A 26,650-nucleotide genomic window follows, 5' to 3' on the forward strand; every position below is an offset into this window, starting at 1 on the left:
CCGCCTCCAGAGCGTCGACGGAAACGCTCCAACTCTTCTCTGTTTCAACGCAATCCCGGGCGCAAAAACCGCTACGCACCTTGCTGGAATTGCTCCGGTGTCACCGTCAAATTGTCGGAATGCCGCCCCTCGGTTGCCCACCGTCTCTTCCTTCGACTTCAAGGAAGCGGTGAAACGTGAAGCCGGCGCCCCCTTCTCCAGTCTTCAACGAACAATTCCAGGAAAAGCGTTTGACGGTTTTCCGTCCGGAATCGCGTAAAAACAATCAGTTAGAGCGTCTCCGCGTTTCCGTGAAAGACGGGAACGCTCTAACGAAGAGCGTAAGGGCGAGGAACCGCGCCGACAATCGGAAATTAGTTCGGGACAGGCCGGGCCGCGGCAAACCGCGGCCCGGTCGTTTGGCAGTCTTACTTCGCCGGCTTGTACCAGCTGTCGAGACCCTTCTGCAGCTTTTCGGCTGCAACTTGCGGAGTGTCGGTGCCGTTGATGACGTTGGCCGATTCAACCCAGGTCTCGTTTTCCAGGTTCGGTGTGCCACGCGACAGGATCTGATAGGTCGAGCGGATTGACGGCTTGCACTTCTCGCGCCAGGAAACGAATTCCTGCGCCAGCGGATCTTCCATCTTAACCGGCGACGAATTCAGGCTGAAGAAGCCCGGCAGGGCGTTGGCATAGATGGTGGCGAATTCCGGCGAGGCGACCCAGGTGAGGAAGGTCTTGGCCGCGTCGGCATTCTTGCTCTTGGCGTTCAGGCCGATGCCGATGTCGGTATGGTCTGAGATGTAGCAGGTGTCGCCGGCTTTGCCGACCGGCGGCGGGAAGGCGCCCATCTTGAACTGGGCCTGGGTATTGAACAGGCCGATTTCCCACGAGCCCGCCGGATAGATGGCAGCGCGGCCGAGCGTGAACAGGTTCTGGCTGTCCGGATAGGTCTGCGCCTCGAAGCCATCACCGAGATAAGGCTTCCACTTGGCGAGTTCGGCGTAGGGCTCGACCCAGTCCTTGTCGGTCAGCTTCTGCTCGCCCTTGATCAGCGCCAGACGCCCCTCTTCGCCCTTCCAGTAGTTCGGACCGATGTTCTGGTAGCCCATGGTCGCGGCTTCCCAGAGGTCCTTGGTGCCCATGGCCATCGGGATATAGGTGCCGTCGGCCTTGATCTTGTCGAGAGCGGCGAAGAATTCGTCGCGGGTTTGCGGAACCTTGAGGCCGAGCTTCTCGAAGGCGTCCTTGTTGTAGATGAAGCCATGGATGACCGAGGCCATCGGCACGCAGAAGGTGGCCGAGCCGTCGTCGGTGGTCCAGGCAGCCTTGGCAACACTGGAGAAGTTCTCCATGCCGGACAGCTTGGTCAGGTCGGCGAGATCGCCCTTCTTGTAGAGCTCGAGTGACTTGTCGAACGGACGGCAGGTGATCAGGTCGCCGGCCGAACCCGCGGCGAGCTTGGCACCGAGTGCCGCGTCATATTCGGTTGGAGCCGAAGGCGCGAACACCACCTTGATGCCGGGGTTCTTCGCTTCGAAGGCCGGGATCAGCTTGTCCTTCCAGATGGCGAGATCGTCACCACGCCAGCTCTCGATGTTGAGCGTGGCATCGGCGGCCGACGCCACGCCGGCAAAGCCGAGTACGCTGGAGCCTAAAAGTAGCGCCGTAAGAAGTTTCGTCTTCATGCTCAGTCTCCCTGTTGACCTTTTTCAGGTTCGGTTTTGACGAGATGGAGGCTTCACGCCCCCGGTTCTCCTCTGATGGCGGAAAGGGCCGGCCGCAGCTTCTGGCCGGTCTTCTCCAATATTCCCTCGGCCGCATCGACGCTTTCAGCACCGGCGGCGAGCAGAATGGCAGTCTTCACCGCGCCACCGCTCTGCTCGAGCGAGCGGTTGGCGACATCGCGATCGAGCCCGGTTATGGCAGTGACGATGCGCGCCGCGCGGTCGCGCAGCTTGGCGTTGTCGGCGAAGAGATTGACCATGTAGCCGTCATGGACATGGCCAAGATGGACGGCTGCCAGGGTCGACATCATGTTGAGCGCGATCTTCTGGGCGGTGCCCGCCCCCATGCGAGTCGAGCCGGCGATGACTTCCGGCGGGGTCTTCAGCAGGATGGCGACATCGGCGGCATTGAGCAGCGGCGTGTCGCCATTGTTGGCGATCGCGATCGTCGCGGCGCCACGCTGACGCGCGTCGCGCAAGGCGCGGACCGGATAGGGGGTCGAGCCACTGGCCGAAAGAGCGATGACGCAATCGGCCGAGGTGACGCCAGCTCCGGCAATCCCGGAGGAGGCCTCTTCCTCGTCGTCCTCGGGACCACCCGCCAGATTGTGGAAAGCCTCATTGCCCCCGGCGATGAGGATGACGATGCGATCGCGTTTGATGCCGAAGGTACCGGGAAGCTCGAGCGCATCGGCGACGGCCATGAGGCCGGAACTGCCTGCGGCGGCATAGACAAGCCGCCCGCTGGCCTTGAGGCGCTCGGAGATCAATGCGGATGCGGCGGCAATGGCAGGAATGGCTTCGCGCACGGCGCTGGCGGCCTCGATCTGGGCCTCGGCCAGCGACTTCAATACGGCTTCGGGCGCCTGGATATCCAGCCCCTCGGCATCTCGATGCTGCGCTTCAGTGCGCTTCTGCGCCATTCCAGTTCCTCCACCTCCTCAGACAATACCAAAAAAATACCACTTGTCCACTGGCATTAGCGATTTCGTAACGACCCGATCTCCGCCCGCATAAAATTTCCAATAATTTCATGTAAGTAGCGATTATTGAATCGAACCATAAATTTATCCTTGGCTATTGGTATTTTATTGGTATTATCCAGCAAGAGGAGATTTCAGTGTGACTTTCGTGCTCGGCATTGACGGCGGCGGCACCAGCTGCAGGGCAGCGCTCGCAACAGCGAGCGGCAAGATCCTCGGTCGCGCGAAATCGGGCGCCGCCAACATCCGCAGTGACCTGACGGGCGCACGCACGCATATCGTGGACGCTGCCAGGCAGGCATTTCTCGCAGCTGGCGAAGACCCTGAACTGATTACGCAGACGCCGGCCATACTGGGGCTCGCCGGTGCCAATGTCGGCACCTACAAGCAGCAGCTCGAAGCCATCCTGCCGTTCAGCCGCTCCAGCGTGGAAACCGATTTCGAGATCGCGCTCGAAGGCGCGGTCGGCTCCGGTGACGGCGCCATCGCGATCCTCGGCACCGGCACGGCCTATATGGTGCGCAAGCAGGGCAAGTCGCATTCGGTCGGCGCCTGGGGTTTCCAGGTCGGCGACCAGGGCAGTGGCGCACGCATCGGACGTGATCTTCTCGAACAGACCCTGCTTGCCTATGACGGCATCCGTGAAGCTTCGCCGCTGACCCGCGAAATGATGGGCATCTTCCGCGACAATCCGCAGGACCTGGTCGAATTCACCACCCACGCCAAGCCGGGTGATTTCGGCGGGTTTGCGCCAAAAGTGTTCGAGAATGCCGCCACGGGCGATATCGTTGCGACGTGGATCGTCGACAAATCGGTTGGAGATGTGGAAGCTTCACTCGGCGTGCTCGACCTGCAGGCCGGCGATCCGCTGTGCCTGCTCGGCGGGCTGGCGCCCCTCTATGCCCCGCGCCTCTCCGAGCGTTTTCGCGCATTGCTGAAAACGCCACTCGACGATGCCCTCGGCGGTTCGGTGCGGATGGCAGTGCGAAAATTCGCCGGCGCGGCGGAGACGGCACGATGAACGAGGCGGCGGACGTCATCTTTGCCTCGCTCAAACAAGCCTCGCAAAGCGGTGCGCCGCTCTATCTTCAGCTTCGCCGCAGCATCGAGGATGCGGTCAATCGCGGCCTGATCGGCCCGGGCGACGCGCTGCCTTCGGAGCGCGACATCGCCTCGATGGCCGACATCTCGCGCGTCACCGTGCGCAAGGCGGTGCAGGATCTGGTCAAGGGCGGAGTCGCGTGCAACGCCATGGCTCGGGCACATTCGTGGCGCCACGCATGGAGCGTGTCGAACAATCGCTGTCGCGACTCACCTCCTTCACGGAAGACATGGCACGGCGCGGCAAGCAGGTGCGTTCCACCTGGCTCGACCGCGGACTTTATGCCCCATCGCCGGAAGAGATGATGGTACTGGGTCTCGCCGCCAGCGAGATGGTGGCTCGGGTGGCTCGACTGCGCATTGCCAACGATACGCCGCTGGCGATCGAACGCGCTTCGCTTTCGGTCAATGCGCTGCCCGATCCGAGCGTTGTCGGCTCTTCGCTCTATGCGGCCCTCGAAGCGACCGGCAACCGCCCGGTGCGCGCCGTCCAGCGCATCTCGGCCGTCAATCTCAACGAAGCTGATGCCCGGCTGCTCGATGCGCCCACCGGTTCGGCAAGCCTGCGCATCGAGCGCATCTCCTATCTGGCCAGCGGCAAGGTGATCGAGTTCACACGCTCGGTCTATCGCGGCGATGCCTATGATTTTGTCGCCGAGCTGAGGCTTGGCGTGACCAGCGACGACAACGGAGTGCGGCAATGACAACAACAAAATCCCATATGCTCCGCGAGGTCGAGGAGATCCCCCAGGCGACTGCCCGTCTTCTCGACGGATCGGGCAAGGTGCTGGCTGAGGCCGGACGCGGCATCCGCGAGCGCGACCCCAACTTCATCATCACCGTGGCGCGGGGCTCTTCCGACCACGCCGCCACCTTCATGAAGTATGCCGTGGAACTGACTGCCGGCCTCGCCGTCGCTTCGGTCGGCCCTTCGGTCGCCTCGATCTACGGCGCGAAACTGCGGCTGAATGGCTCGGCCTGCCTTGCCATTTCGCAATCGGGCAAGAGCCCGGACATCGTTGCCATGGCCGAAAGCGCGCGCGCGCGCGGCGCGCTGACCATCGCCCTCACCAACACGGCCGATTCGCCGCTGGCGCGCGCGGCCGACTATGCCGTCGACATCCTGGCCGGACCGGAACTCAGCGTCGCTGCCACCAAGACCTACGTCAATTCGGCTGTCGCCGGCCTGGCGCTGATGGCGCACGCCACCGGCGACGAAACGCTGATCGCCGCCCTGAAGCAGCTGCCCGAGCATTTCAGCAAGGCCGTCGCCTGCGACTGGAGCCCGCTCACCGCCGCGCTCGACGGACACAACTCGTTCTTCATCCTGGGCCGTGGACCGTCCTTCGCCATCGCCTCGGAAGCGGCGCTGAAATTCAAGGAAACCTGCGCGGTGCACGCCGAAGCCTACAGCGGCGCGGAAGTCATGCACGGCCCAATGGCGCTGGTCGGACCGCAATTCCCGGTGCTGGCGCTTGCCGCCCGCGATGCCTCTGAGCCGTCGCTTGCCGCCGCAGCCGATACCCTTGCCGCGAAGGGTGCCGCCACCTTCATCACCTCGAAGCTGGCCAAGAGCGCAACGACACTGCCACATGTCGCGACCGGGCATCCGCTGACCGATCCGCTGACGCTGATCGTATCGTTCTATGCTTTCGTGGAGTCCTTCGCCCGCCATCGCGGTCTTGATCCCGACACTCCGCCAAACCTGCGCAAGGTGACGGAGACCGTATGAGCAAGCACCTCGCACTCACCGGCGCACGCATCTTCGACGGCACCGACTGGCATGACGATGCAGCCTTGATCGTCGCCGACGGGCTCGTCGAAACGATTGCCGGGCGCAGTGCCATCCCGCCGGAAGCCGAAGTCGTCGACCTTGACGGCGGTATCCTGGCGCCAGGCTTCATTGACCTTCAGGTCAACGGCGGCGGCGGCGTGATGCTGAACGATCATCCCGACCTTGCTTCCATCGAAACGATCTGCAGGGCGCATGTGCCGTTCGGTACCACAGCCCTGCTGCCGACACTGATCACCGATACGCCGGCAATCACAGCTGCCGCTATCGCGGCAGGTGCCGAAGCTGCACAGCGCAAGCTGCCGGGCTTCCTCGGCCTGCATCTGGAAGGGCCGCACCTGTCGCTTTCGCGCAAGGGCGCGCACGACCCCAAGCTGATCCGGCCGATGAACGCGGCCGACCAGGCGGCACTGATTGCAGCCAGGGGGAAGCTGCCGGTCCTGCAGACCACGGTCGCCCCGGAATCAGTGACCGCTGCTCAGGTCGAAGCGCTGGCAAAGGCCGGCATCGTCGTCAGCCTCGGCCATTCCGACACCGATTATGCAACCGCCACGGCCTATGCCGGGGCCGGCGCCTCCATGGCCACGCATCTGTTCAACGCGATGAGCCAGATCGGCAACCGTGAACCCGGCCTGGCCGGGGCGGCCATCGAGGGCGGCACCATCTTCGCCGGCCTGATCGCGGACGGCATCCATGTGCATCCGGCAACCATTGAGATCGCGCTGAAGGCCAAGCAGGGTCCGGCGCGCATCTTCCTGGTCACCGACGCGATGGCGACGATCGGCACCAACATGACCGAGTTCACGCTCAACGGCCGCACCATCTATCGCAAGGAAGGCAGCCTGCGGCTGGCCGACGGCACACTGGCCGGCGCCGATCTCGACATGATCTCGGCTGTTCGTTTCATGCACCAGGTGGTCGGCATCGATCTGGCAGAGGCACTGCGCATGGCCTCGCTCTATGCGGCTGAGGCGGTTGGCCAGTCACACCGGCTCGGCCGCTTCGCAAAAGGCACTGCGGCCGATATCGTCGCCTTGAGCGACGACCTTGCCATGAAGGGCGTCTGGATCGGCGGCGACCGGGTCTTCGGCTGATAGCGCGGCGCTGGTTACCGCGCCGCCTCGTCGCCTCTCTCTGACGGTGCGTCCTTCGAGGCTCGCCCGCCTGCCTTTTTACAATCTATCCAACGCGTTGCGGGCTCGCACCTCAGGATGAGGGCCGTTGTGCTATGCGGACGAGAATTCTGAAACGTCTCAGAACTTGGCCGTCGTTGTACAGCCGCCCTCATCCTGAGGTGCGAGCCCGCAACGCGTTGGGTTATAGCGAAAAGCAGTGGGGGCGAGCCTCGAAGGACGCACCCATCCGAAAGCATAGGGATCAGATCGCTGCCTGGTCCGCGGCCGTCCGGATCGCCGTGATGTTGTTGCGATAGGCATCGACCGTGCCGCCCTTGAATACGGCAGCGCCGGCGACCAGCACATTGGCGCCGGCAGCGGTAACCAGCGGCGCTGTCTCCGGCGAAACGCCGCCGTCGATCTCGATGTCGATAGGCCGGGTACCGATCAGCGCCTTGACCCGCTTCACCTTCTCGACGACCGCCGGGATGAAGGCCTGCCCGCCGAAGCCGGGATTGACCGTCATCAAGAGGACGAGGTCCAGGCGGTCGAGCACATATTCGATGACGCTTTCCGGCGTGCCGGGATTGAGCGCGACACCCGCCCTCTTGCCGAGATTGCGGATGGTCTGCAGCGAACGGTCGAGATGCGGACCGGCCTCGGCATGCACGGTGATGCCGTCGCAGCCTGCCTCGGCAAAAGCCGCCAGATAAGGATCAACTGGCGCGATCATCAGATGGCAGTCGAAATAGGCCTTGGTACGATTGCGGATCGCCTTGATGACCGGCGCGCCGAAAGTGATGTTGGGTACGAAATGACCGTCCATGACGTCGAGGTGGATCCAGTCGGCGCCGGCTTCGACGATCGCTTCGACCTCATCGCCGAGCCTGGAGAAATCCGATGACAGCACCGATGGTGCGATAAGGGTTCTTCCGGTCATGGCCGCTCCCGCAACTTGTTTGCCACCGCCTAACCGCATGAGTGCCGCTTGTCGACAGGAATCGCCACCTGCTGATCCACAACTTCGGGTCAGCTTGACCGGCGCTGGGCACAATGCCAGCTTCGCCGGGCAATGCGGCTCTCTCAACAAGAAAGGTATAGGTGCTCAAATTGAGCGAATCAGAACAGTTAAAGGCATGGATTGACAAAAACGGCCCGATCGAAAGCGTTCAGGCGGTGGTCTGCGACCTCAACGGCATCATGCGCGGCAAGCGCATCCCGGTCGAACAGGCATCCAAGGTTCTCGGCGGCGGCATTCGCATGCCGCTTTCCATCGTCGGCGTCGACGTCTGGGGCGAGGACATCATCGGCAGCACGCAGGTTTTCGCCACGGGTGACGGCGACGGCATCTGCGAGGCGACGGGACGCGGACCGCTGCCAGTCAGCTGGACCTCGCGGCCCAGTGCACTCATCCCGCTGCAATTGTCGCTGGAGGATGGCCGCCCTTTCCTGGCCGACCCGCGACAGGCACTGGCGGCAATCGTCGCGCAATATCGCGAACTGGGCCTGCGGCCGGTCGTGGCGACGGAAATGGAATTCTACCTGATCGACCCCGAGCCTGACAGCGCCATGCCGCCGATCTCGCCTTATACAGGCAAGCGACTCGATTCCGACGCCATCCTCTCCATCGATGAGCTGGACGATTTCGGCGAGTTCTTCTCGGACGTCTACAAGGAATGCGCCAGGCAGGACGTGCCGGCCGACGCTGCGATCGCTGAAAATGGCATCGGCCAGTTCGAGATCAATTTGCTGCACACCGACGATCCGCTGAAGGCGGCGGATGACAGCGTTTTCTTCAAGCGCATCGTCAAGGGCGTGGCACGCAAGCATGGGCTGGCCGCAACCTTCATGGCCAAGCCCTACGGCACGCGTTCTGGCAACGGCATGCATGTGCATTTCAGCCTGCTCAACGAGAAAGGCGAGAACGTCTTCGACGACGGTACCGCCGAAGGCTCGCCGGTCCTGAAGAGCGCAGTCGCCGGCCTGCTGCGCGGCATGGCGGAAACGACACTGATGTTTGCGCCGCACTACAACTCCTACCGTCGCTTGCGGCCAGACACGCATGCACCGACCTCGATTTCCTGGGGCTACGAAAACCGCACGGCGGCGATCCGCATTCCGGGCGGCAATCCAAAGGCACGGCGTATCGAACACCGTGTCGCCGGGGCCGATTCCAATCCCTACCTGGTGCTGACGGCGATCCTGGGTGCGGCTCTGGTCGGCATCCGGAACAACTGGAAACCGACGGCCCCGCAAACGGGACGAGCCTATTCGGCCAAGAAACAGCGCAAGATCCCGGCGGAATGGGGCCAGGCGGTGGACGCGTTCGAGAGCGGCCCGATCGCAGCCGAGATATTCGCGCCCGTGCTCAGGCAGATGATGGTCGCCTGCAAACGTCAGGAGATTGCCGGCTTTGCCGAGCAGGTGACGGACTACGAGTTCAGCGCCTATCTCGAAATCGTCTAGCCTCGGCTCTGCAGTGGAATGCAGTCACGGCATTCCACTGCATCCTGTTGTTCTGGGCATCCTTCCCTCGAACAGGTCGCGCTCGCGGGCCAGCCCGTCGCCTACCTGTTCGAAGAAAGCCCGCACCCGTGCCGTCCGTTTCAGATCGGCATGGGTGACGATCCAGAATTCCCCTTCCAGATCGGGCAAGGGTTCCGGCCGCACCCGTACAAGGCCGGGATCGCTGTCGCCGAGATAGCAGGGCAGCAGCGCCAGCCCGATACCTGCCTTTGCCGCCACGAACTGGTTGACCAGGCTGTTGGTGCGATAGACGAAGGCGCTGTCCGGTGCTGCCCGACCCAGCCATTCCGCTGCCTGGATACCGGCAGCCCCCTCCTCCCAGCCGATCAGATCCTGCCGGTCACTGATGTCCTCGATCGGATCATCGAGGCCCCCCGGATAGGTGGACGCCGCAAAGAAGGTCCAGGCCGCAGCACAGAGCTTGCGCCCCCACAGGTCGCCTTCCTTGGGACGCACTGGCCGCAACGCGATGTCGGCTTCGCGGCGTGACAGGCTGAGCACGCGGTTGTCGATCAGCAGTTCCACCACGATACCGGGGTTCGTCCTGCGAAACGCCGCCAGGTGGTTCGGCAGCCGGCTGTATGCCAGCGTTTCCGAGGACGTCACCCGCAATCGGCCCGACAGCCGATGGTCGGACCCGGCAATGTCGCGATCGAGCGCCAGCGTTTCGTCCTCCACGCGCTCGGCGGTCGTCGCCATGCGTTCGCCGGTGGCGGTGGCCTGATAGAGACCGCCGGGCAGGCGCTCGAACAGGCGCACGCCGAGACGCGCCTCCAGGACATTCAGCCGGCGAAAGGCTGTCGAGTGATCGACGCCGAGCGCCTTGGCCGCGCCGGTCAGGCTTCCCTCGCGTTGGACCGCAAGCACCAACCGCAATTCATTCCAGTCATCCATGTCGGGTGGATAGCACAGTGTGGGCTTGCAGTCATGCAAGCACGACAGGTAAAATCTCAATGAGCAATGCGCATATGCCAATCCTATTCTTCAGAGCGGAAGATGTCGCCAATGACGGCGACACCAATGCCCGCAAGGATCCGCCATGAAACTCTACTACGCCACCGGCACGTGCTCGCTGTCGCCGCACATCGTCGCACTGGAAGCCGGCATCGAACTCGACCTTGAAAAGGTCAACCTCGCCAAAACTCCACATCCGACAGAAACCGGTGCCGATTTCACCACCGTCAACCCGAATGGATATGTGCCGGCGCTTGAGCTCGACGATGGTTACGTGCTGACCGAGGGCGCCGCCATCGTGCAGTATCTCGCTGATCTCAGGCCCGGATCGCAGCTGATGCAGCCGGCAGGATCGGCCGGGCGCTATCGGGAACAAAGCTGGCTCAACTTCATCGCCAGCGAACTGCACAAGATGTACAGCCCGTGGCTGTTTCACCCTGAATACGGATCGCAGGCGCAGGACGTCGCGCGCAACATGCTCGCCAGGCGACTGGCGTTTGTCGAAAACCACCTGGCGACATCAGGCCCCTATCTGGCCGGCGACCGCTTCGGCGCCGCCGACGCCTATCTCTTCACCATCGTCGGCTGGTCCGCCTTCACCAAGGTCGATCTCACGGCATTCCCGATGTTGCGTGCCTTCATGGATCGGGTCGCCGCGCGACCGAAGGTGCGCGAAGCGATGCAGGCTGAAGGCATGAAGATCGCGGCTTAGAGCAATTCCAGGAAAAGTGCGTAGCGGTTTTCCGTCCGGAATTGCGTAAAAACAAAGAGTTAGAGCGTTTCCGCGTTTCCGTGAAAAACGGAAACGCTCTAAGGAGGTTTCATGCAAACGCTCACCCTCGTCAGCCATCATCTGTGCCCTTATGTGCAACGCGCAGCCATCGCGCTCAGCGAAAAGGGCGTACCCTTCGAAAAGATCCTCATCGACCTTGCCGACAAACCGGCATGGTTCCTCGGCCTGTCGCCGCTCGGCAAGGTGCCGCTGCTGATCGTGCGGCAAGCCAACCGGCCAGAGGCCGTGCTCTTCGAGAGCTCGGTGATCTGCGAATACATCGAAGAGACAAGGGCCGGCCCCAAGCTGCATCCGGGCGATCCGTTGCTGCGTGCCCAGCATCGCGCCTGGATGGAGTTCGGCTCTACCATCCTTTCGGACATATGGGGACTGGAGACAACGCAGGATCCTGCGATCTACGAACAGAAACGCTCCGCCATCACGGACAAGTTCGAACGACTGGAAGCAGTGCTTGGCAATGGACCCTATTTTGCCGGCAAGGATTTCAGCCTTGTCGACGCGGTGTTCGCGCCGGTGTTCCGCTATTTCGACCTGTTCGACACGCTTGCCGAAACGGCGGTCTTCACCAAAACGCCGCATGTCCGTGCCTGGCGGGCGGCCCTGGCGGAACGCCAGAGCGTGAGGCAAGCTGTCGGCCCGGATTATCCGGAACGCCTGCACGCCTTCCTGCGGAAACACGATGCATATCTGCTGAAGGCGGCCTGATTTCTGCGACGGGATGAAGGCGCCGCAGCCGCGGCGCCTTCGGAGCATTTTCGTTGAACGCGGAAACGCTCGATCAGGCCGTGACCTGTTTCGCGGCGCCGAGCAGGCGCAGCGCATTCAGGGTGACCAGCACGGTCGCGCCGGTGTCGGCCAGGATCGCCGGCCACAGGCCGGTGATGCCAAGCACCGTGGTGACCAGGAACACCGCCTTCAACCCGATGGCGATGACGAGGTTCTGCTTGATGTTGGCCATCGTGCGCCTGGACAGCTCGATCATTCCGGCGATGTCGCCGACACGGCCGTGCAGCACCGCCGCATCCGCGGTCTCGAGCGCGACATCGGTACCGCCGCCCATCGCGATGCCGACATCGGCGGCGGCCAGCGCCGGCGCATCGTTGATGCCGTCACCCACCTTGGCGACGGTGAAGCCCTGCGCCTTCAGCTCGCCGACAATGCGCTGCTTGTCCTCGGGCAGCAGTTCCGAACGCACCTCGATGCCAAGCTGCTTGCCGATCGCCGTGGCGGTGCGGCTGTTGTCGCCTGTCAGCATTACCGTCTTGATGCCGCGGGCGGCCAAGGCCCTCAGGCCAGCTACGGCATCGGGGCGCGGCTCATCGCGCATCGCCAGCGCCCCGGCCAGCTTGCCACCGGCGAGCAGAACCGAAACGGTCTTGCCTTCGTCATTGAGTGCCGTGATGCGGGCGGACTGTTCGGCACTGAGCGGGACGCGCTCGGCTGCGGCTTTCGGCGAAGCAGGAAAATCTCCATCCCGTCGATGAGACCCGCAACACCCTTGCCGCCGAGTGCCCTGGCGCCGGAAGCCTCCGGAACCGCGATACCGTCGGCCTCGGCACGAGCAAGAATGGCCTTGGCAAGCGGGTGGGAAGACCCGGTTTCCAATCCCGCAGCCAGCCGCAGCACTTCGTTCGCCGGCAGGCCAAAGCTGTCGATGTCGGTGACCTTCGGCTTGCCTTCGGTCAGGGTGCCTGTCTTGTCGAATGCGACGGCCGTCATCGTACCGAGATTCTCCAGCACGGCGCCGCCTTTCATGAGCAGGCCGCGCCGCGCCCCCGACGAGAGCGAGGCCGCGATTGCCGCCGGTGTGGAGATGACCAGTGCGCATGGGCAGCCGATCAGCAGGATGGCAAGGCCCTTGTAGATCCATTCATCCCACGCACCGCCCATGAGCAGCGGCGGGATGACCGCAACCAATGCTCCGAAGATCACGACGCCGGGCGTATAATATTTCGAGAAGCGGTCGATGAAACGTTCGGTCGGCGCCTTCGATTCCTGCGCCTCCTCGACCAGACGGACGACGCGGGCGATGGTGTTGTCGGCGGCAGCCGCCGTCACGCGAATGCGCAGCACCGCATCGCTGTTGACCGTGCCGGCAAAAACGCTCGCACCCGGTTCCTTGCGCACCGGCACACTTTCGCCTGTGACCGGCGCCTCATCGACGGCGCTTTCACCAGAGACAACGATGCCGTCCGCCGGGATGCGGTCGCCGGGACGCACCATGATGATGGAGCCGACGGCGAGCGTTTCCGCCTGCACTTCGCTGACCTTGCCATCGCGCTCCAGCAATGCCGTCTTCGGCACCAGCGCGGTGAGCGACTGGATCGATGCGCGCGCCTTGCCGGCGGCGACGCCTTCGAGCAATTCGCCGATCAGGAACAGGAAGACGACAGCCGCGGCCTCTTCGGTGGCGCCGATGATGACCGCGCCGATGGCGGCTATGGTCATCAGCATCTCGATGGAGAAGGGCGTGCCGACAAGGGCGGCCGCAATGGCCCGACGCGCGATCGGCACGAGGCCGACCAGCATGGCGACGGTGAAGATCCAGGTCTCGTAGCCCGGAACCAGCTTGCCGATACCGTAGGCGACGGCCAGTGCAAGCCCCGCGGCAATTGTCAGCTTGCCCTTGCTGGATTGCCACCAGCGGCCGGTGGTCGGACCATGATCATGGCCATGCAGGGCTGTAGCAGCAGCCGGTTGCGCTGCAAGGCTCGAGATCGCAGGTGCCGCGTCGCCGCGCGGGGCATGATCATGGCCGGAATGGTCGTGACCCTTGTGATCGTGCCCGGCATGGTCGTGGCCAGCGTGGTCGTGGTCTGCATGATCGTGACCCGAGTGGTCATGATCGCTGTGATCGTGCTTGTCATGAGCATGATGATCATGACCGCAGCCGCATGCGTCTTCCTTGACAACGGTCGCAGGAGCCGGCGCGGTCGACGGCACCAGCGCGAGCTTGTAGCCGAGGCCGGTGACCCGCTTCTCGATCGCCGGTGCCAGCTCCGCGCTGCCATCGTGCTTGACCGTCATCGTGCCGCGCGTCACCGAGACGGAGACATCCTCGACGCCTTTCAGACGCCGGACGGCGGTGTCGATTTTCGAAGCGCAGGAAGCGCAATCCATACCGTCGACGCGGTAGCGCATCTGCTCTGATGCTCGTGCCATGATCATTCCCTTGATTATGTTCGAGCAGACGCTACATCCTCTAGCGACTAGAGGAGCAAGAGGAAAAATGAAGTCCGAATTGACGATCGGCGACGTCGCCAGGGAAAGCGGCGTGAAAGTGCCGACCATCCGCTATTATGAGCAGATCGGCCTGCTGCCCGAGCCGCCACGCACCGACGGCAATCGGCGTTTCTATGACGAGAAGGGCTTACGCCGGCTTGCCTTCATCCGCCACGCGCGCGAACTCGGCTTCGAGGTATCCGCCATCCGCACGCTGCTCGCGTTGCAGGATGATCCGGCCCAGCCCTGCGCGACAGCCGACGCTATCGCCAAGGCCCGACTGATCGAGGTGGAGCAACGCATCGCGAGCCTGATGGCGCTGAAGGCGGAACTGGAAGTGATGGTGGAAGAATGCCGGCACGGGCGCCTCGCCGAATGCCGGGTGATCGAGGTGCTGGCCGATCACGGCAAGTGCATGCACGACCACCACTAGGAATGAAGCGCCGGCGGATGCCGGCGCCGGCATCATTACATGCGCATCAGCAGGCCGCCATCGACGGCAAGTTCGATGCCGGTGATGTAGCTGGCGGCATCGGACAGCAGGAACAGCGCGGCATTGGCCATGTCCTGCGGCGTGCCGATGCGGCCGAGCGGCGCGTAGTTCGCCACCGCCTGGCGCTTTTCCTCGGTGTCCCAACGCGCCTGCAGCGGCGTCAGCGCCATGCCCGGGCAGATGGCGTTGGAGCGAATCCGCTCGGCGGCCAGCTGCATTGCCAGGGACTTCGACAGTGCGCAGACACCGGCCTTCGATGCCTGATAGGCATCCTGCGGCGCGGGGTCGCCGCGATACCACTGGATGGTCGAGAAATGCACCATGGCGCCGCCACGGCCGCTCGAACGCATGAAGGGCACGACTGCACGCGCCGTATGGGCAAATGATTTCAGATTGATGCTGAAGACCTGGTCCCAGACATCGAGGTCCATCTCCAGTACTGACTTGTCGCGGCCGAACCACAGCACGCCGGCGACGTTGGCTAGATAGTCGATCCCGCCACGCGCTTTTCCGGCCGAACCAATGGCCTCCAGGACAAAAGCCTCATTTGTGAGGTCGCCCTGCTCATAGGTGAGCCTGTCGCCGAAAGAGGCGAGCGATGCCGGGCGCTCCTTGACGTCGATCGCCGTCACCGCCGCCCCGGATTCAAGCAATGTAAGTGCGATTGCCTCGCCCATGCCGCCACCAGCACCCGCGACAACCGCGTGCCTGCCGCCGAAATCAAACTCGACCATCGATATCCCCTCCTCCGTTCAGCATTGCCGTTGGAGCGGACAATAGGGGCGGGCATGCAATCCATCAAGCCGGAATAGAAAAAATTTGCCAAAATGGAAAATCTGGATATCGTGCCGAAAATAACACCAACAAGCCGTCGGACATCACACCATGAACCTGCGCACTGACATCCGGTCCTTCCCCGTCACATCTCCCATCGATGGCTCCATCTATGTGCGGCGAGACTATGCCGATGGCGCCGCGATCGATGCCGCGATGGCCAAAGCCCGCGCCGCGCTGAAACCCTGGCAGGCAACGCCGCTGGCCGAGCGGCTGGCGATCCTGCTGAGATTCGGCGAAGAGATGAAGGCACGCGCCACCCAACTCGCCGAGATGGTCGCCTGGCAGATCGGCCGCCCGCTCTGGCAGGCCGACGAGACGCCGCGCCTGGCGCTGGTCGGCGAATTGCTGGCCGAAGCCGCCGAAGAGACGCTGGCGGACCTGCCCTATCCTTCGGACGAGAACATCCGCCGCTATGTGCGTCCGACCCCTGGCGGACTGCATCTTTCGATCTGCGCCTGGAACTATCCGACGGCGATGCTCGGCTATCTGGTTACGGCGCCGCTGGCGGCGGGCAATGTCGTCATCTTCAAGCACTCGCCGCAGACGCCGCTGATCGCCGAAGTGGCGAAGGACGCCTTCCGCGCCGCCGGCGGCCCCGACGGTGTTTTCCAGAGCCTGCATCTCGACCACGCGGATGCCGAAAGGCTGATCGCCTCGGGCGCTTTCAACGCCGTCAACTTCATCGGTTCCGTCAATGGCGGCCGCCGCGTGCACGCAGCCGCGGCCGGCACCTTCACGCAGGTTCACCTCGAACTCGGCGGCAAGGATCCGACCTATGTTCGCGCCGATGCCGATCTCGATGCCACGGTAGGGCAGATCGCCGAAGGCACCTATTCCAATGCCGGCCAATCCTGCTGCTCGGTCGAACGCATCTACGTCGATCGTTCGATCCATGACCGCTTCGTCGAAGCGCTGGTGGCGGAAACGGCAAAATGGACGATCGGCCACCCTATCGAGGAAAAGCCGATGGTCGGCCCGGTGGTGCGTGCAACAGCAGCCGAGACGATCCGTGGCCTCACGGAGCAGGCCGTTCGCGCCGGCGCCAGACGATTGATGCCGGATACCGCCGCACAAAAGGCAGCTGCACTTGGTGCCGCCTATGTCGCTCCCGACGTGCTCGTGGGCGTCGATCATTCCATGCCGATCATGCGCGACGAGTTGTTCGGACCGATCGCCTGCGTGCAGGCAGTGGAGAGCGACGAACAGGCCATCACCCTGATGAACGACAGCGACTACGGCCTCAGCGCCAGCATCTGGACGCAGGACATCGACCATGGCACCGCATTGCTCGACAAGGTCGAAGCCGGCACGGTCTACCTGAACCGTTGCGATCACGCCGACCTCTATCTGCCCTGGGGCGGCATCAAGAATTCAGGCATGGGCCGCACCAACGGCCGATCAGGCCTGATCGAATCGACAGCGGCGAAGTCCTATCATGTCCGCTCCAAGATCGTCTGAGATCCGCCTCGACGCTGCCGAGGCCGCGGCACTTGCGACCGACGCCGTGGAATGCCTGCTGCCTGACGCGGCCAGCCCCTATCTGCTGATTGCCGAGCATGCCGGCAACAAGGTACCGGCACCGTGGCGCGACCTTGGCCTCGCCGCGCCTTATCTTGAGACGCATTTCGCCGTCGACCTCGGCATCGATGCCCTGACGAGAAGGCTGTCGCAGCGCCTCCGGGCGCCAGCGGTGATCGCGCATTATTCGCGGCTCTTCCTCGACTATAACCGTCCCGTCGAGGAATGGGATCACATGCGCCCCGACCTCGGCGGCATTCCGGTGCCGGGAAATCTCGACGTCGGCGACAATGATCGCCAGTTGCGACGAGACATCGGCTGGGCGCCGCTGGAGCAGGCGATCGCCAACGGCGTGCCGGGACGAAAAGCCCTCGTTTCGGTCCACTCCTTCACGCCCGTCATGGCCGGCGTGCGCCGTGATGTCGAGATCGGCATCCTCTGGCGTGAACCATCGCCCTTCGTCTCGGCGATCCTGCAGACAATACGGGGCAGGGGCCATGCGGCCGGCCTGAAGGTTGGCGACAACGAGCCTTATGACTGGCGCCAGGCCGTCGGCTACACGCTGAACCGCCACGGCCTCCAGCAGGATCTGCCCTGTTTCTATCTCGAAGTCCGCAACGACCTGCTCACCGACCCCGATCGGCTGGAGAAGGTCAGCCGGATTCTCGAGGACAGTCTTTCCAAGGTGGCGAGAACCCTTTGGCCGGAGAACGCAGTAGCCGTCTAAGGCGTTTCGGCTTTCGCGGAAACGCTCTGGCTCTTGCAAAAGAGCTGCGCGCTTTTGCCGGAATCCTCCAAACGCTGGACGCCGGCAGGCGGCCTCGCTACAGCTTGTCTTAGGCGATTTCGGAGAATTGTTGCATCGATTTTGGACCAAAGCGCGCGCTTGACGGACGATGGATGCAACAATTCTTCAAAATCGCCTGAATGGAAACACGACAGCCAAGGGCGCGGACGATGCAGGGCAATGTGGGATCCAAGATCCGGGATGCGCGCAAGCAGCAGAACATCACGCTGCGCGAGCTCGGCGAGCGTTCCGGCCTTTCGGTTTCACAACTGTCCAAGCTGGAGAACGGCAAGGCCCGGCTGACGGTCGACGTCGCGCTCACCATCGCCGGCGTGCTGCACGTGCCGGTGGCATCCTTCCTGTTCAGCCCGAAACCGGGGATGCAGGCCAGGCGCTCGATCACCCGGGCGGGAAGCGGCGTGCTGCATGAAGGCAACGCCATGGTCTTCGAGGTGCTCTGCAGTGATTTTCGCGACAAAACCAACATCTTCTGGCGCGTCACGCTCAATGCGAAGTCGTTCGAGGAGAATGGCGGCTGGCGCAGCCATTCGGGCGAGGAATTCATCCACGTGCAGAGCGGCAGCCTCGAGCTGCACACCATCCACTATGACCCGGTGATCCTGCAGCCGGGTGACAGCATCCTGTTCGACGGCGAGATGCAGCACGCCTATGTGTCGCTGGGCGACGAGCCGACGATCATGCTGATGTCGAATACGGTTCCGCGCGATGGCGTTCCGAATGCCATGGTCGGCTAGTGCCGCCGGTACACGCCGGATCGGAGGCAATTACTTTTTCCAAAATGGAAAAAAATGCTTGTTATGGAAAAGAAGCAGGTCTAGCATCCTGAAAACCAGCCGAAGGGAGCAAACAGCCCACGGCCGGAACGGGAGGCGAAACCGATGTTGTCGGTGGAGGCAGTCAGCAAGACATTCGGCGGCGTGCAGGCCTTGCGCCAGGCCTCGCTGTCTTGCGCCGAGGGCGAGATCCTCGGCCTGATCGGCCCCAACGGTGCCGGCAAGTCCACGCTCGTCAATGCGATTTCCGGCGTGCTCCGGCCCGATACCGGCAGCGTCAGGCTGGCGGATCGCGACCTGACGGGGCGTGGCCCCGAAGAATGTGCCCGCGCCGGCATCGCCCGAACCTTTCAGAACATACGCCTGTTCAAGGAGCTGACAGTCCGACAGAACGTCGAGGTCGCGCATATTACCTGCCGTGACGTACGGCCCGATGCCGCGCAGCGCATCGATATCGACAGCTTGCTCGCGCAGTATGAACTCGATGCGGCAGCCGATGTGCCCGCCGGAACCCTTTCCTATGGCAGCCAGCGGCGGCTGGAGATCGCGCGCGCGCTCGCACTCGGCCCTTCGCTGCTGCTGCTCGACGAGCCGGCCGCCGGCCTCAACGAAAGCGAATCCGAGACACTGGCCGAGGCGATCGAGACCATCCGCCGCGATTTCGGCTGCGCCATCATCGTCATCGACCACGACCTGCGCTTCATCAACCGCCTCTGCGACCGGCTCTGCGTCATGGACCAGGGCCAGGTCATCGCCTCGGGCGACACGGCACAGGTCTGGCGCGATCCGCGCGTCATCGAGGTCTATGTCGGCCAGGCAGAGCCGTCCTGATTGCCCGGTATCCGAATGACAAGAACAAGGGAGGGTTCGAAATGGACAAACTGACTTTGGGAGCCGCCGTCCTGACGGCCGGGCTGCTGCAGGCGGCCCATGCGGGAGCGAGCGAGCTCAAGATCGGCCTGGCCGTCGCCATGACGGGCACTTATGCGCCTTACAGCGAAGCGGAAGGCGCACGCTGTATGGCCGACAAGCTGAACAAGGCGGCGGGCGCCAGCGATCCGAAGATCGAGCTGATGATCGAGGACAACCGCTCCGATCCGCAGCTCTCCGTCTCGCTCGGCCAGAAGTTCCTCGACGCCGGCGCGCAGGTCATCACCGGCGTTCCTTTCCCGGATGCCTTGATCCCGACCGCCCAGATCGCCGAGCCTTACGGCGCAACCGTCTTCTCGGCACCCAATACCCAGCTCGAGATGCAGCAGGCCGGCCTCGACAACTTCATCGCCGGCGCAGTGCCCGATCCGATCAATGCCGCGGCGACCGCCAATGCACTGTACGGCAAGGGCGCACGCACGGTGGCGTTGCTGGTTTCGCCCGACGCAGGCTCCTATTCGGAAAAACTGCCGGGATGGTTCGGCGAGGTGTTCGAACATCTCGGCGGCAAGGTGGTCTCCAAGCTCAACTATTCCTGGGGCACCACCGACTGGTCGCCGCAGATCGCCTCGATCAAGGCGCTGCCGCAGAAGCCGGACGCGATCCACATCTGCGCCGTGTTGCCGGACGTCGGCATCCTTATCCGGCAACTGCGCGCCAATGGCTATGACGGCTGGGTCGCAGGGTGCGATGCCTTCGACGACAAGTCGCTGGAGGGAACAGTCGGTGATACGGCAGCGCTCGAGAAGGTGATGTTCACCACCCACGGCGCCACCGGCATCGATGGGCCGATCGACCACTTCCTCGCCCAGTGCAGGGCCGACGGCTACAAGGTGAACGGCATCTTCGACGCGCTCGGCGCCGACATGGTGCAGGTGACCTACGAGGCGGCCAAGAAGGCGGGCACGACGGAACCGGCACCACTGCGTGAAGCGATCCGTGCTCCCGGCGGTTATCCCGGCACCACCGCGCCGACGATCTCCTTCGCCGAAAAGAAGGGTTATCCCGTCAAGGCCGTTCCGGTCATGGGTTTTGCCAATGGCAAGCGCGTGCTGATCACCGATACGCCGCCGACTTTTGTCCCGGCCCTGAAGTAACGGACAGCCTCGCGATGATGCCTCACGTGCAAATCCGGACGCCGTCGTGCTGAAGGTCGAGAACCTGTCCGTCCGCTACGGCGCGGTCGCGGCTGTGCGCGACCTGTCGCTCGAGCTGGGGCGAGGTGAACTCGTCGCCCTGCTCGGTCCGAATGGTGCCGGCAAGAGTTCTACCATCAATGCGCTGACCGGCCTGGTCACGCCGACGGCGGGGCGGATCGTCTTCGACGGCAAGGACATCTCGCGCACGCGCACGGAGGATCGCATCCGGGGCGGCCTTACCTCGACGCCGGAAGGCAGGCACATCTTCGCCAACCTGACTGTAGGAGAGAACCTGCGGCTTGGTGCGGCGACGCGCCGTGATCCGAAAGGCGTGCGCGCGGATATCGACCGTTTCCTGGCGCTGTTTCCCGTCCTGGGTGAACGCTACACCCAGGCAGCCGGCACGCTTTCAGGCGGCGAGCAGCAGATGCTGGCCATCTCGCGTTCGCTGATGTCGCGGCCGAAACTGCTGCTGCTCGACGAACCTTCGCTTGGGCTGGCGCCACGCATCGTCGCGCAGATCTTCGATTTCATCGGACAGCTGAAGGCCGAAGGGCTGACCCTGCTGGTAGTCGAGCAGAACGCCACGCAGGCACTGCGTTTTGCCGACCGCGTCTACGTCGTGAGTTCGGGCGCGTTGCGTTATGACGGGCCACCGGCAAAGCTTGCCAACGAGCATGGCCTCCTCAATCTCTATCTCGGCGGGTAGGCCATGGATTACGCCTTGCAACAGCTTCTGAACGCGCTGGCCTTCGGCGCGGAATATTCGCTGGTGGCTCTCGGCCTCGCCGTGGTCTTCTCCATCATGGGCCTGGTCAACTTCGCCCATGGCGAGATCATCGGTGTGTCGGCCTACAGCGTGTTCCTGGCGGCAGCGCTTGGCCTGACCTCACCGATCGTCGCGGTGCTGCTTGCCGTAGGTGCGGCAGCGCTTGCCGCCCTGACATTCGAACGCGTGGCATTCCGCCCCGTGCGCTATGCACCGACGACGACAGGCCTGCTGACCGCTTTCGGTGTTTCGATCGTGGTGCAGAACCTTTTCATGCTGCTGATCTCGCCGAAGCCGCAATCGGTCTCGATCCTCAATGGTCTCAACCAGATGTGGTTCTTCGGACCATTCGCGGTGTCGTCACTGCAGGTGATGGAGCTGGTGGTTTCGGGCCTTACCATCCTTGCGCTGGTGCTTTTCCTCAACCGGTCGACGCTCGGCCTCGCCATCCGCGCGGCGTCACGCGACTTTGCCACTGTCCGGCTGATGGGCATCCGCGCCAACCGTGTGATCGCGACGGCCTTTGCCATCTCCGGCGCTCTCGCCGGCATCGCCGCCGTGTTCATCCTGGCACGGCGCGGCTCGGTCTCGCCGGATCTCGGTTTCGGCCTCGTGCTCAAGGCCTTCGTGGCCTGCGTCATCGGCGGCTTCGGCTCGCTGGCCGGCGCCGCGGTCGGCGGCATGCTGCTCGGCTTCATCGAAGTCGGCCTGCTGGTGGCACTGCCGCAGGAATACGGAGGCTTCAAGGACGCTCTCACCTACGTGATCATCGTCACGCTGCTCGTCTACCGGCCGGAGGGGCTGCTCGGGCAGCGGGTCGAACTGGGCGACAAGGAGATCTGATGTGAGCGAGAGCACAGAGATCGTCGTTGCCCGTTCATCCGCCGCCGCAACGCCGGCCGGCAATAGCAAAGTCCGCCGCTCGCTGATTGGCGGGCTGGTCACTGCGCTGCCGGTCGTCCTGATCGGCCTCGCCCTCCTCGTCTTTGCACCGGCCTACTACACGCATCTGGCGCTGGCCGCCTTCGTCAACCTGATCATCGTGGTCGGCCTCCAGGTGTTCATGGGCAACAGCAACATCGCCAATCTCGGCCACAGCGCCTTCGTCGGCGTCGGCGCCTATGGCGTGGCGGTGCTGTCGACGCCGCTGGCGATGAAGAAGCTGTCCATCCCCGACGCACCGTTCGGGCTGGCCTCCGTCGAGCTGAACCCTTTCGTCGCCGCCGTGCTGGCACTGCTGGTCGTTGCCATCCTGGCGGCGATAAGCGGGAAGATCATCAGCCGGCTCTCTGGCGTTGCCGCCACCATCGTCAGCCTGGCGCTGCTGATCATCGTGCATTCGGTGTTCCTGAACTGGACTGACCTGTTCAAGGGCAACCAGGCCTTCTTCGGCATCCCCAAGGTGATCAACCTGCCGGCGATGCTGGTCGCTTCGGTGGCGGTCATCGTCATCGCCCGCCTTTTCAAGGACAGCCGCTGGGGCCTGCAGCTTCGCGCCAGCGCCCAGAGCCCACAGGCCGCAGCCGCCTTCGGCATCGACGCCAGGCGCCTGCGGCTGATGGCATGGATAGTCTCCGCGCTGATCTGCGGGCTGGCCGGCGTGCTCTTTGCCTATTTCGCCGGCACGATCAGCCCGAAGCTGTTCTACTTCCAGCAGATCTTCATGACGCTCGCCATGCTGATCCTTGGCGGCATGGCCACTGTGACCGGTGCCGTCACCGGCGTGGTCGTGCTCTCGATCGGGCTCGAATTCATCCGCAGCATCGAATCCGGCGTGACCATCGCCGGCATCCAGCTGCCGCAGCTGCTCGGCCTGTCGGGCGTGGCGCTCGGCGTCGTCATCGTGCTCTGCATGGCCTTCAGGCCGGGCGGCATCAGCGGGCGGCTCGAACTCGACGAACAGCTTTCCAGGCTATTCCGGCGCAACGCCCGCTAGGCGGCGCCGATATTTTCTCAGGGTGGAGGACAAAGTGGAGTTTCAGGACAAGGTCGCCGAATATGGGCCAAGGCTGGAGGCATTGCAGGAGAAACTGGCGCTGGATGGCGTCGAGTTCATCCAGGTGCATACGGTCGACACGTCGGGCGCCTTCCGCTCGAAGATCACGCCGCTGAAACTTTCGCGCTACGGCGAAGCCATCAACGCCATTCTCTATTGCGTGGCACATGGCGATGGCCAGCCGATGGGCGACGTCGCCTTCGCCTCGCCGACCGCGAATGAAGAGAACGGCTTCCCCAACATCAAGGGCATCATCGATCCGGCAACCGTCGTCCAGCACGGCTGGAAACCGGAATACGCCTCGGCGATCACCTTCTCCTACATGCTCGACGGTTCGCCCTGCCCCTACGACCCGCGCGGCGTTCTCGCCCGTGTCGAGCAGCGTGCGGCGGCACTCGGCTATGAGCCGCGCTTCGCACTCGAATACGAATTCGGCATCTTCCATGCCGATCACGACCTGATGCGGGCCGGCCGTTACCGTGAGCTGAAGCCCTGGGGCCATTCGCTGACCAACTACGATCTGGTGCGCACCGGCGAATATCAGGACTTCGCTGCCGAACTGATCCGCCGCATGAAGAGCATCGGCATCGGCATTGCCTCGCTGGTCACCGAATACGGTTTCGGCATGTATGAATACGCGCTGACGCCGAAGACAGCGCTGCAGGCGGCGGACGACGCGATGCGCGCCAAACTGCACCTGCGCGAGCTCTGCGCGGAGCGTGGGCTGGTAGCCACCTTCATGACCCGCTTCCAGCCGCCCCGCAAGGAAAGCGCCTGCGGGGCGCATCACCATGTCAGCCTCTGGAAGGACGACAAGCCGGCCTTCGCCGCCGGACCCAACAAGCTGACGCCGGTGGCCGAGAAATTCCTGGCCGGCGTGCTCAACCGCATGCAGGAAACGCATCTCCTGTTCCGGCCGACCGTCAATTCATACCGCCGTTTCGACCGTGGGGCGTGGTCCCCGGAAGATGTTGCCTGGGGTTATGAGAACCGTACGGCGGCGATCCGCGCCATCACCACACCCAACGACGGCGCCTGCCGCTTCGAGCACCGGGCTCCGGGTGCCGATATCAATCCCTACCTCTCGGTCGCCGCGATCCTCGCCGCCGGCTGCGAAGGCATCGAGAAGGAGCTGCCCCTGGAAGCGCCGGTGAGCGGCGACCTGGCCGCACTGGGAAAACCGAAGCTGCCGCGTACACTGAACGCCTCGATCGACGCCTTCGCGAATTCCGACTTCTGCGCCGAGGCTTTCGGCGAAGCCTTCCGAGACAACTATGCCGAAAGCCGCCGCGCCGAGCAGGCTGCCTTCGAGGCCTGGCAGGCCTCGCACATCACCGATTTCGAGTGGCAGCGCTACTTCATCAACTGATGCCGCTGTGCGGACGCCGGGTGCCGGCGTCCGTCTCTGTCCACCGATCGTCAAGTGTTGACATCCTGCGATCCGGTATCAACATGGTTGCAGCTGGTCCGCGTTGTTTCCCGCGCCCAGGCACGTCGAAAACACAGTCTACAGCTTCAGCCGATCTCCCTCACAGCTTTCCGATATTCGCGAAAATCGCGAAACTGTTTGCGACAAAGCCGCCCGATTGGCCCCTTGCGCCGAGCAAATGAGCGGAAGTACTTCAAGATAACTTGAGCGGGCGAGTGCGCCTCATGTCTGCTTGTCGGTCACTCCTGGTGGCGAGATCGACATCATGCGCCGGCAAACCGGTGCATCCAGACTGTCAGCGTTCAACGAAGGTCAAGACCGCGTCCCGTGCCATGCACAGCGCGGCATCGTGTTGCGGATGGCAAGGGGGCCGTGCGTGACCCGGTGAGGAGGAAACGGGCAGCGGAGGAAAAGCTATGCTCGAGAAGTATTTCGAACTGAAGGAACTGGGGACGTCGGTACGGATCGAAGTGATCGCCGGTCTCACCACCTTCCTGACCATGTCCTACATCATCTTCGTCAACCCGGAGATCCTGTCGACGACGGGCATGGACAAGAGCTCCGTGTTCGTTGCCACCTGTCTGGCTGCAGCACTCGGCTCGCTGATCATGGCTCTCGTGGCCAAATGGCCGATCGGCATGGCACCGGGCATGGGCCTCAACGCCTTCTTCGCCTTCGGCGTCGTCGGCGCCATGGGCTTCACCTGGCAGCAGGCGCTTGGCGCCGTCTTCATCTCGGGCGTGATCTTCCTGATCCTGACCGTGACCGGCATCCGCAGCTGGCTGATCGCGGGCATCCCGCATTCGATGCGCAGCGCCATCGCCGCCGGTATCGGCATGTTCCTGGCCATCATCGCCCTGAAGAGCTCGGGCATCGTCATCGCCAGCGAGGCCACGTTCGTGACGCTCGGCCATCTGACGACGACCGGCCCGCTGCTCGCCATCCTCGGCTTCTTCATCATCGCGTCGCTGGACGGCCTCAAGGTGCCCGGCGCCATCCTGATCGGCATCCTGGCGATCACCATCCTGTCGTGGATACTCGGCGTCAGCCAGTTCCAGGGCATCGTCTCGATGCCGCCGTCGATCGCCCCGACCTTCCTGCAGCTCGACATCGTCGGCGCCATGCACACCGGCCTCGTCCACGTCATCCTGGTGTTCGTGCTGGTCGAGGTGTTCGACGCCACCGGCACGCTGATCGGCGTGGCCAAGCGCGCACGCCTGATCGAGGAAGGCAAGCCGAACCGTCTCGGCCGTGCCCTGCTCGCAGACAGCAGCGCGATCGTCGCCGGCTCGCTGCTCGGCACTTCCTCAACCACCGCCTATGTGGAAAGCGCTTCCGGCGTGCAGGCCGGCGGCCGCAGCGGCCTGACCGCCCTGGTCATCGCCGTGCTGTTCCTGGCCGCGCTGTTCATTTCGCCACTCGCCGCCTCGGTTCCGGTCTATGCGACCGCGCCGGCGCTGCTCTACGTCGCCTGCCTGATGATGCGCGAGCTGATCGAAGTCGACTGGACCGAGATCACCGAAGCAGCACCGGCCGCGCTGACCGCGCTGATGATGCCGTTCACCTACTCGATCGCCAACGGTCTCGCCTTCGGCTTCATCAGCTATGCTGTGCTGAAGACGGCAACCGGCCGGTTCCGCGAAGTGCATCTGGCGACCTGGCTGGTGGCGATCCTCTTCGTCATTCGCTTCGCCTTCGTGGAATAGTCCCCCACGAAGAACGAAAAAGCCGCGGCCGGATTCACATCCGGTCGCGGCTTTTTTGTT

General features: G+C 63.6%; 22 protein-coding genes and 2 pseudogenes. 18 read left to right on the forward strand and 6 right to left on the reverse strand.

Going from position 1 to position 26,650, the window contains the following annotated elements:
- Positions 1-407: 407 nt before the first annotated feature.
- Together ACFJIU_RS25980 and ACFJIU_RS25985 are read right to left on the reverse strand one after the other, a co-directional pair.
- Positions 408-1,667, reverse strand: coding sequence for an ABC transporter substrate-binding protein (locus tag ACFJIU_RS25980; protein ID WP_379064841.1), 1,260 nt, complete (start codon positions 1,665-1,667; stop codon positions 408-410).
- Positions 1,668-1,720: 53 nt separating this feature from the next.
- Complete coding sequence (locus ACFJIU_RS25985) at positions 1,721-2,629, reverse strand: N-acetylmuramic acid 6-phosphate etherase (protein ID WP_379064843.1); 909 nt, start codon at positions 2,627-2,629, stop codon at positions 1,721-1,723.
- Between the two features lie 199 nt (positions 2,630-2,828).
- Between ACFJIU_RS25985 and ACFJIU_RS25990 the strand changes: the two genes are divergently transcribed.
- The 4 genes and pseudogenes from ACFJIU_RS25990 (at position 2,829) to nagA (ending at position 6,676) form a co-directional block, all read left to right on the forward strand.
- Positions 2,829-3,710 (forward strand): BadF/BadG/BcrA/BcrD ATPase family protein, encoded by an 882-nt coding sequence (locus ACFJIU_RS25990; protein ID WP_379064845.1) that lies wholly within the window; start codon positions 2,829-2,831, stop codon positions 3,708-3,710.
- Positions 3,707-4,494 (forward strand): annotated as a pseudogene (locus ACFJIU_RS25995) (GntR family transcriptional regulator). The gene ACFJIU_RS25990 and the pseudogene ACFJIU_RS25995 overlap by 4 nt, the downstream one beginning before the upstream one ends.
- Entirely contained in the window at positions 4,491-5,522 is a 1,032-nt protein-coding gene (locus ACFJIU_RS26000) for an SIS domain-containing protein (RefSeq protein WP_379064847.1), read from the forward strand. Before ACFJIU_RS25995 ends, ACFJIU_RS26000 begins: the two are co-directional and overlap by 4 nt.
- Entirely contained in the window at positions 5,519-6,676 is a 1,158-nt protein-coding gene (gene nagA / locus ACFJIU_RS26005) for an N-acetylglucosamine-6-phosphate deacetylase (RefSeq protein ID WP_379064849.1), read from the forward strand. The genes ACFJIU_RS26000 and nagA overlap by 4 nt, the downstream gene beginning before the upstream one ends.
- A gap of 283 nt (positions 6,677-6,959) precedes the next feature.
- Here nagA and rpe read toward each other — a convergent pair whose 3' ends face one another.
- Positions 6,960-7,637 carry a ribulose-phosphate 3-epimerase gene (gene rpe, locus ACFJIU_RS26010; RefSeq protein WP_379064851.1) on the reverse strand — a complete coding sequence of 226 codons (678 nt, stop codon included), beginning with the start codon at positions 7,635-7,637 and terminating at the stop codon, positions 6,960-6,962.
- 170 nt (positions 7,638-7,807) lie between these two features.
- On the opposite strand from rpe, the gene ACFJIU_RS26015 reads away from it, so the two are divergent.
- Positions 7,808-9,163, forward strand: coding sequence for a glutamine synthetase family protein (locus ACFJIU_RS26015; protein ID WP_379064853.1), 1,356 nt, complete (start codon positions 7,808-7,810; stop codon positions 9,161-9,163).
- A gap of 24 nt (positions 9,164-9,187) precedes the next feature.
- Here the strand turns inward: ACFJIU_RS26015 and ACFJIU_RS26020 are convergent, their stop codons facing one another.
- On the reverse strand, positions 9,188-10,090 hold the full coding sequence (locus ACFJIU_RS26020) for a LysR family transcriptional regulator (protein WP_379064855.1): 903 nt from the start codon (positions 10,088-10,090) through the stop codon (positions 9,188-9,190).
- 172 nt (positions 10,091-10,262) lie between these two features.
- Here ACFJIU_RS26020 and gstA point away from each other — a divergent pair, with 172 nt between their 5' ends.
- Together gstA and ACFJIU_RS26030 are read left to right on the forward strand one after the other, a co-directional pair.
- A complete protein-coding gene (gene gstA, locus ACFJIU_RS26025) occupies positions 10,263-10,889 on the forward strand; it encodes a glutathione transferase GstA (protein ID WP_379064856.1) in 627 nt (208 codons plus the stop codon).
- A 111-nt stretch (positions 10,890-11,000) separates the two neighbouring features.
- On the forward strand, positions 11,001-11,675 hold the full coding sequence (locus ACFJIU_RS26030; protein ID WP_379064857.1) for a glutathione S-transferase family protein: 675 nt from the start codon (positions 11,001-11,003) through the stop codon (positions 11,673-11,675).
- A gap of 73 nt (positions 11,676-11,748) precedes the next feature.
- Here ACFJIU_RS26030 and ACFJIU_RS26035 read toward each other — a convergent pair.
- Positions 11,749-14,132 (reverse strand): annotated as a pseudogene (locus ACFJIU_RS26035) (heavy metal translocating P-type ATPase).
- A gap of 67 nt (positions 14,133-14,199) precedes the next feature.
- Between ACFJIU_RS26035 and ACFJIU_RS26040 the strand changes: the two are divergent.
- Positions 14,200-14,625 carry a helix-turn-helix domain-containing protein gene (locus tag ACFJIU_RS26040; RefSeq protein ID WP_379064858.1) on the forward strand — a complete coding sequence of 142 codons (426 nt, stop codon included), beginning with the start codon at positions 14,200-14,202 and terminating at the stop codon, positions 14,623-14,625.
- Between the two features lie 35 nt (positions 14,626-14,660).
- Here ACFJIU_RS26040 and ACFJIU_RS26045 read toward each other — a convergent pair whose 3' ends face one another.
- Positions 14,661-15,419 (reverse strand): SDR family NAD(P)-dependent oxidoreductase, encoded by a 759-nt coding sequence (locus ACFJIU_RS26045; RefSeq protein WP_379064859.1) that lies wholly within the window; start codon positions 15,417-15,419, stop codon positions 14,661-14,663.
- Positions 15,420-15,570: 151 nt separating this feature from the next.
- Between ACFJIU_RS26045 and ACFJIU_RS26050 the strand changes: the two genes are divergently transcribed.
- The 10 genes from ACFJIU_RS26050 to ACFJIU_RS26095 all read left to right on the forward strand — a co-directional run bounded on the left by ACFJIU_RS26050 (position 15,571) and on the right by ACFJIU_RS26095 (position 26,590).
- The gene (locus ACFJIU_RS26050; protein ID WP_379064860.1) at positions 15,571-16,980 is read left to right on the forward strand and encodes an aldehyde dehydrogenase family protein; all 1,410 of its coding nucleotides are present in this window, start codon (positions 15,571-15,573) and stop codon (positions 16,978-16,980) included.
- Positions 16,958-17,767, forward strand: a complete 810-nt coding sequence (locus ACFJIU_RS26055; protein WP_379064862.1) for an N-formylglutamate amidohydrolase — start codon at positions 16,958-16,960, stop codon at positions 17,765-17,767. The genes ACFJIU_RS26050 and ACFJIU_RS26055 overlap by 23 nt, the downstream gene beginning before the upstream one ends.
- Before the next feature lie 242 nt (positions 17,768-18,009).
- Positions 18,010-18,582 carry a helix-turn-helix domain-containing protein gene (locus tag ACFJIU_RS26060; protein ID WP_379064864.1) on the forward strand — a complete coding sequence of 191 codons (573 nt, stop codon included), beginning with the start codon at positions 18,010-18,012 and terminating at the stop codon, positions 18,580-18,582.
- Between the two features lie 144 nt (positions 18,583-18,726).
- Positions 18,727-19,452, forward strand: coding sequence for an ABC transporter ATP-binding protein (locus ACFJIU_RS26065; RefSeq protein ID WP_379064866.1), 726 nt, complete (start codon positions 18,727-18,729; stop codon positions 19,450-19,452).
- Positions 19,453-19,493: 41 nt separating this feature from the next.
- Positions 19,494-20,648 (forward strand): ABC transporter substrate-binding protein, encoded by a 1,155-nt coding sequence (locus ACFJIU_RS26070; RefSeq protein WP_379064868.1) that lies wholly within the window; start codon positions 19,494-19,496, stop codon positions 20,646-20,648.
- A 46-nt stretch (positions 20,649-20,694) separates the two neighbouring features.
- Positions 20,695-21,399 carry an ABC transporter ATP-binding protein gene (locus ACFJIU_RS26075; protein ID WP_379064870.1) on the forward strand — a complete coding sequence of 235 codons (705 nt, stop codon included), beginning with the start codon at positions 20,695-20,697 and terminating at the stop codon, positions 21,397-21,399.
- A gap of 15 nt (positions 21,400-21,414) precedes the next feature.
- On the forward strand, positions 21,415-22,302 hold the full coding sequence (locus ACFJIU_RS26080; RefSeq protein ID WP_379064872.1) for a branched-chain amino acid ABC transporter permease: 888 nt from the start codon (positions 21,415-21,417) through the stop codon (positions 22,300-22,302).
- Between the two features lies 1 nt (position 22,303).
- Positions 22,304-23,395 carry a branched-chain amino acid ABC transporter permease gene (locus tag ACFJIU_RS26085; RefSeq protein ID WP_379064874.1) on the forward strand — a complete coding sequence of 364 codons (1,092 nt, stop codon included), beginning with the start codon at positions 22,304-22,306 and terminating at the stop codon, positions 23,393-23,395.
- 34 nt (positions 23,396-23,429) lie between these two features.
- Positions 23,430-24,824, forward strand: a complete 1,395-nt coding sequence (locus ACFJIU_RS26090) for a glutamine synthetase family protein (RefSeq protein WP_379064876.1) — start codon at positions 23,430-23,432, stop codon at positions 24,822-24,824.
- Between the two features lie 476 nt (positions 24,825-25,300).
- Positions 25,301-26,590, forward strand: coding sequence for an NCS2 family permease (locus tag ACFJIU_RS26095; protein ID WP_129412239.1), 1,290 nt, complete (start codon positions 25,301-25,303; stop codon positions 26,588-26,590).
- Positions 26,591-26,650 lie beyond the last annotated feature (60 nt).

The organism is Mesorhizobium sp. UC74_2, from assembly GCF_042701485.1.
Lineage (GTDB): Bacteria > Pseudomonadota > Alphaproteobacteria > Rhizobiales > Rhizobiaceae > Mesorhizobium.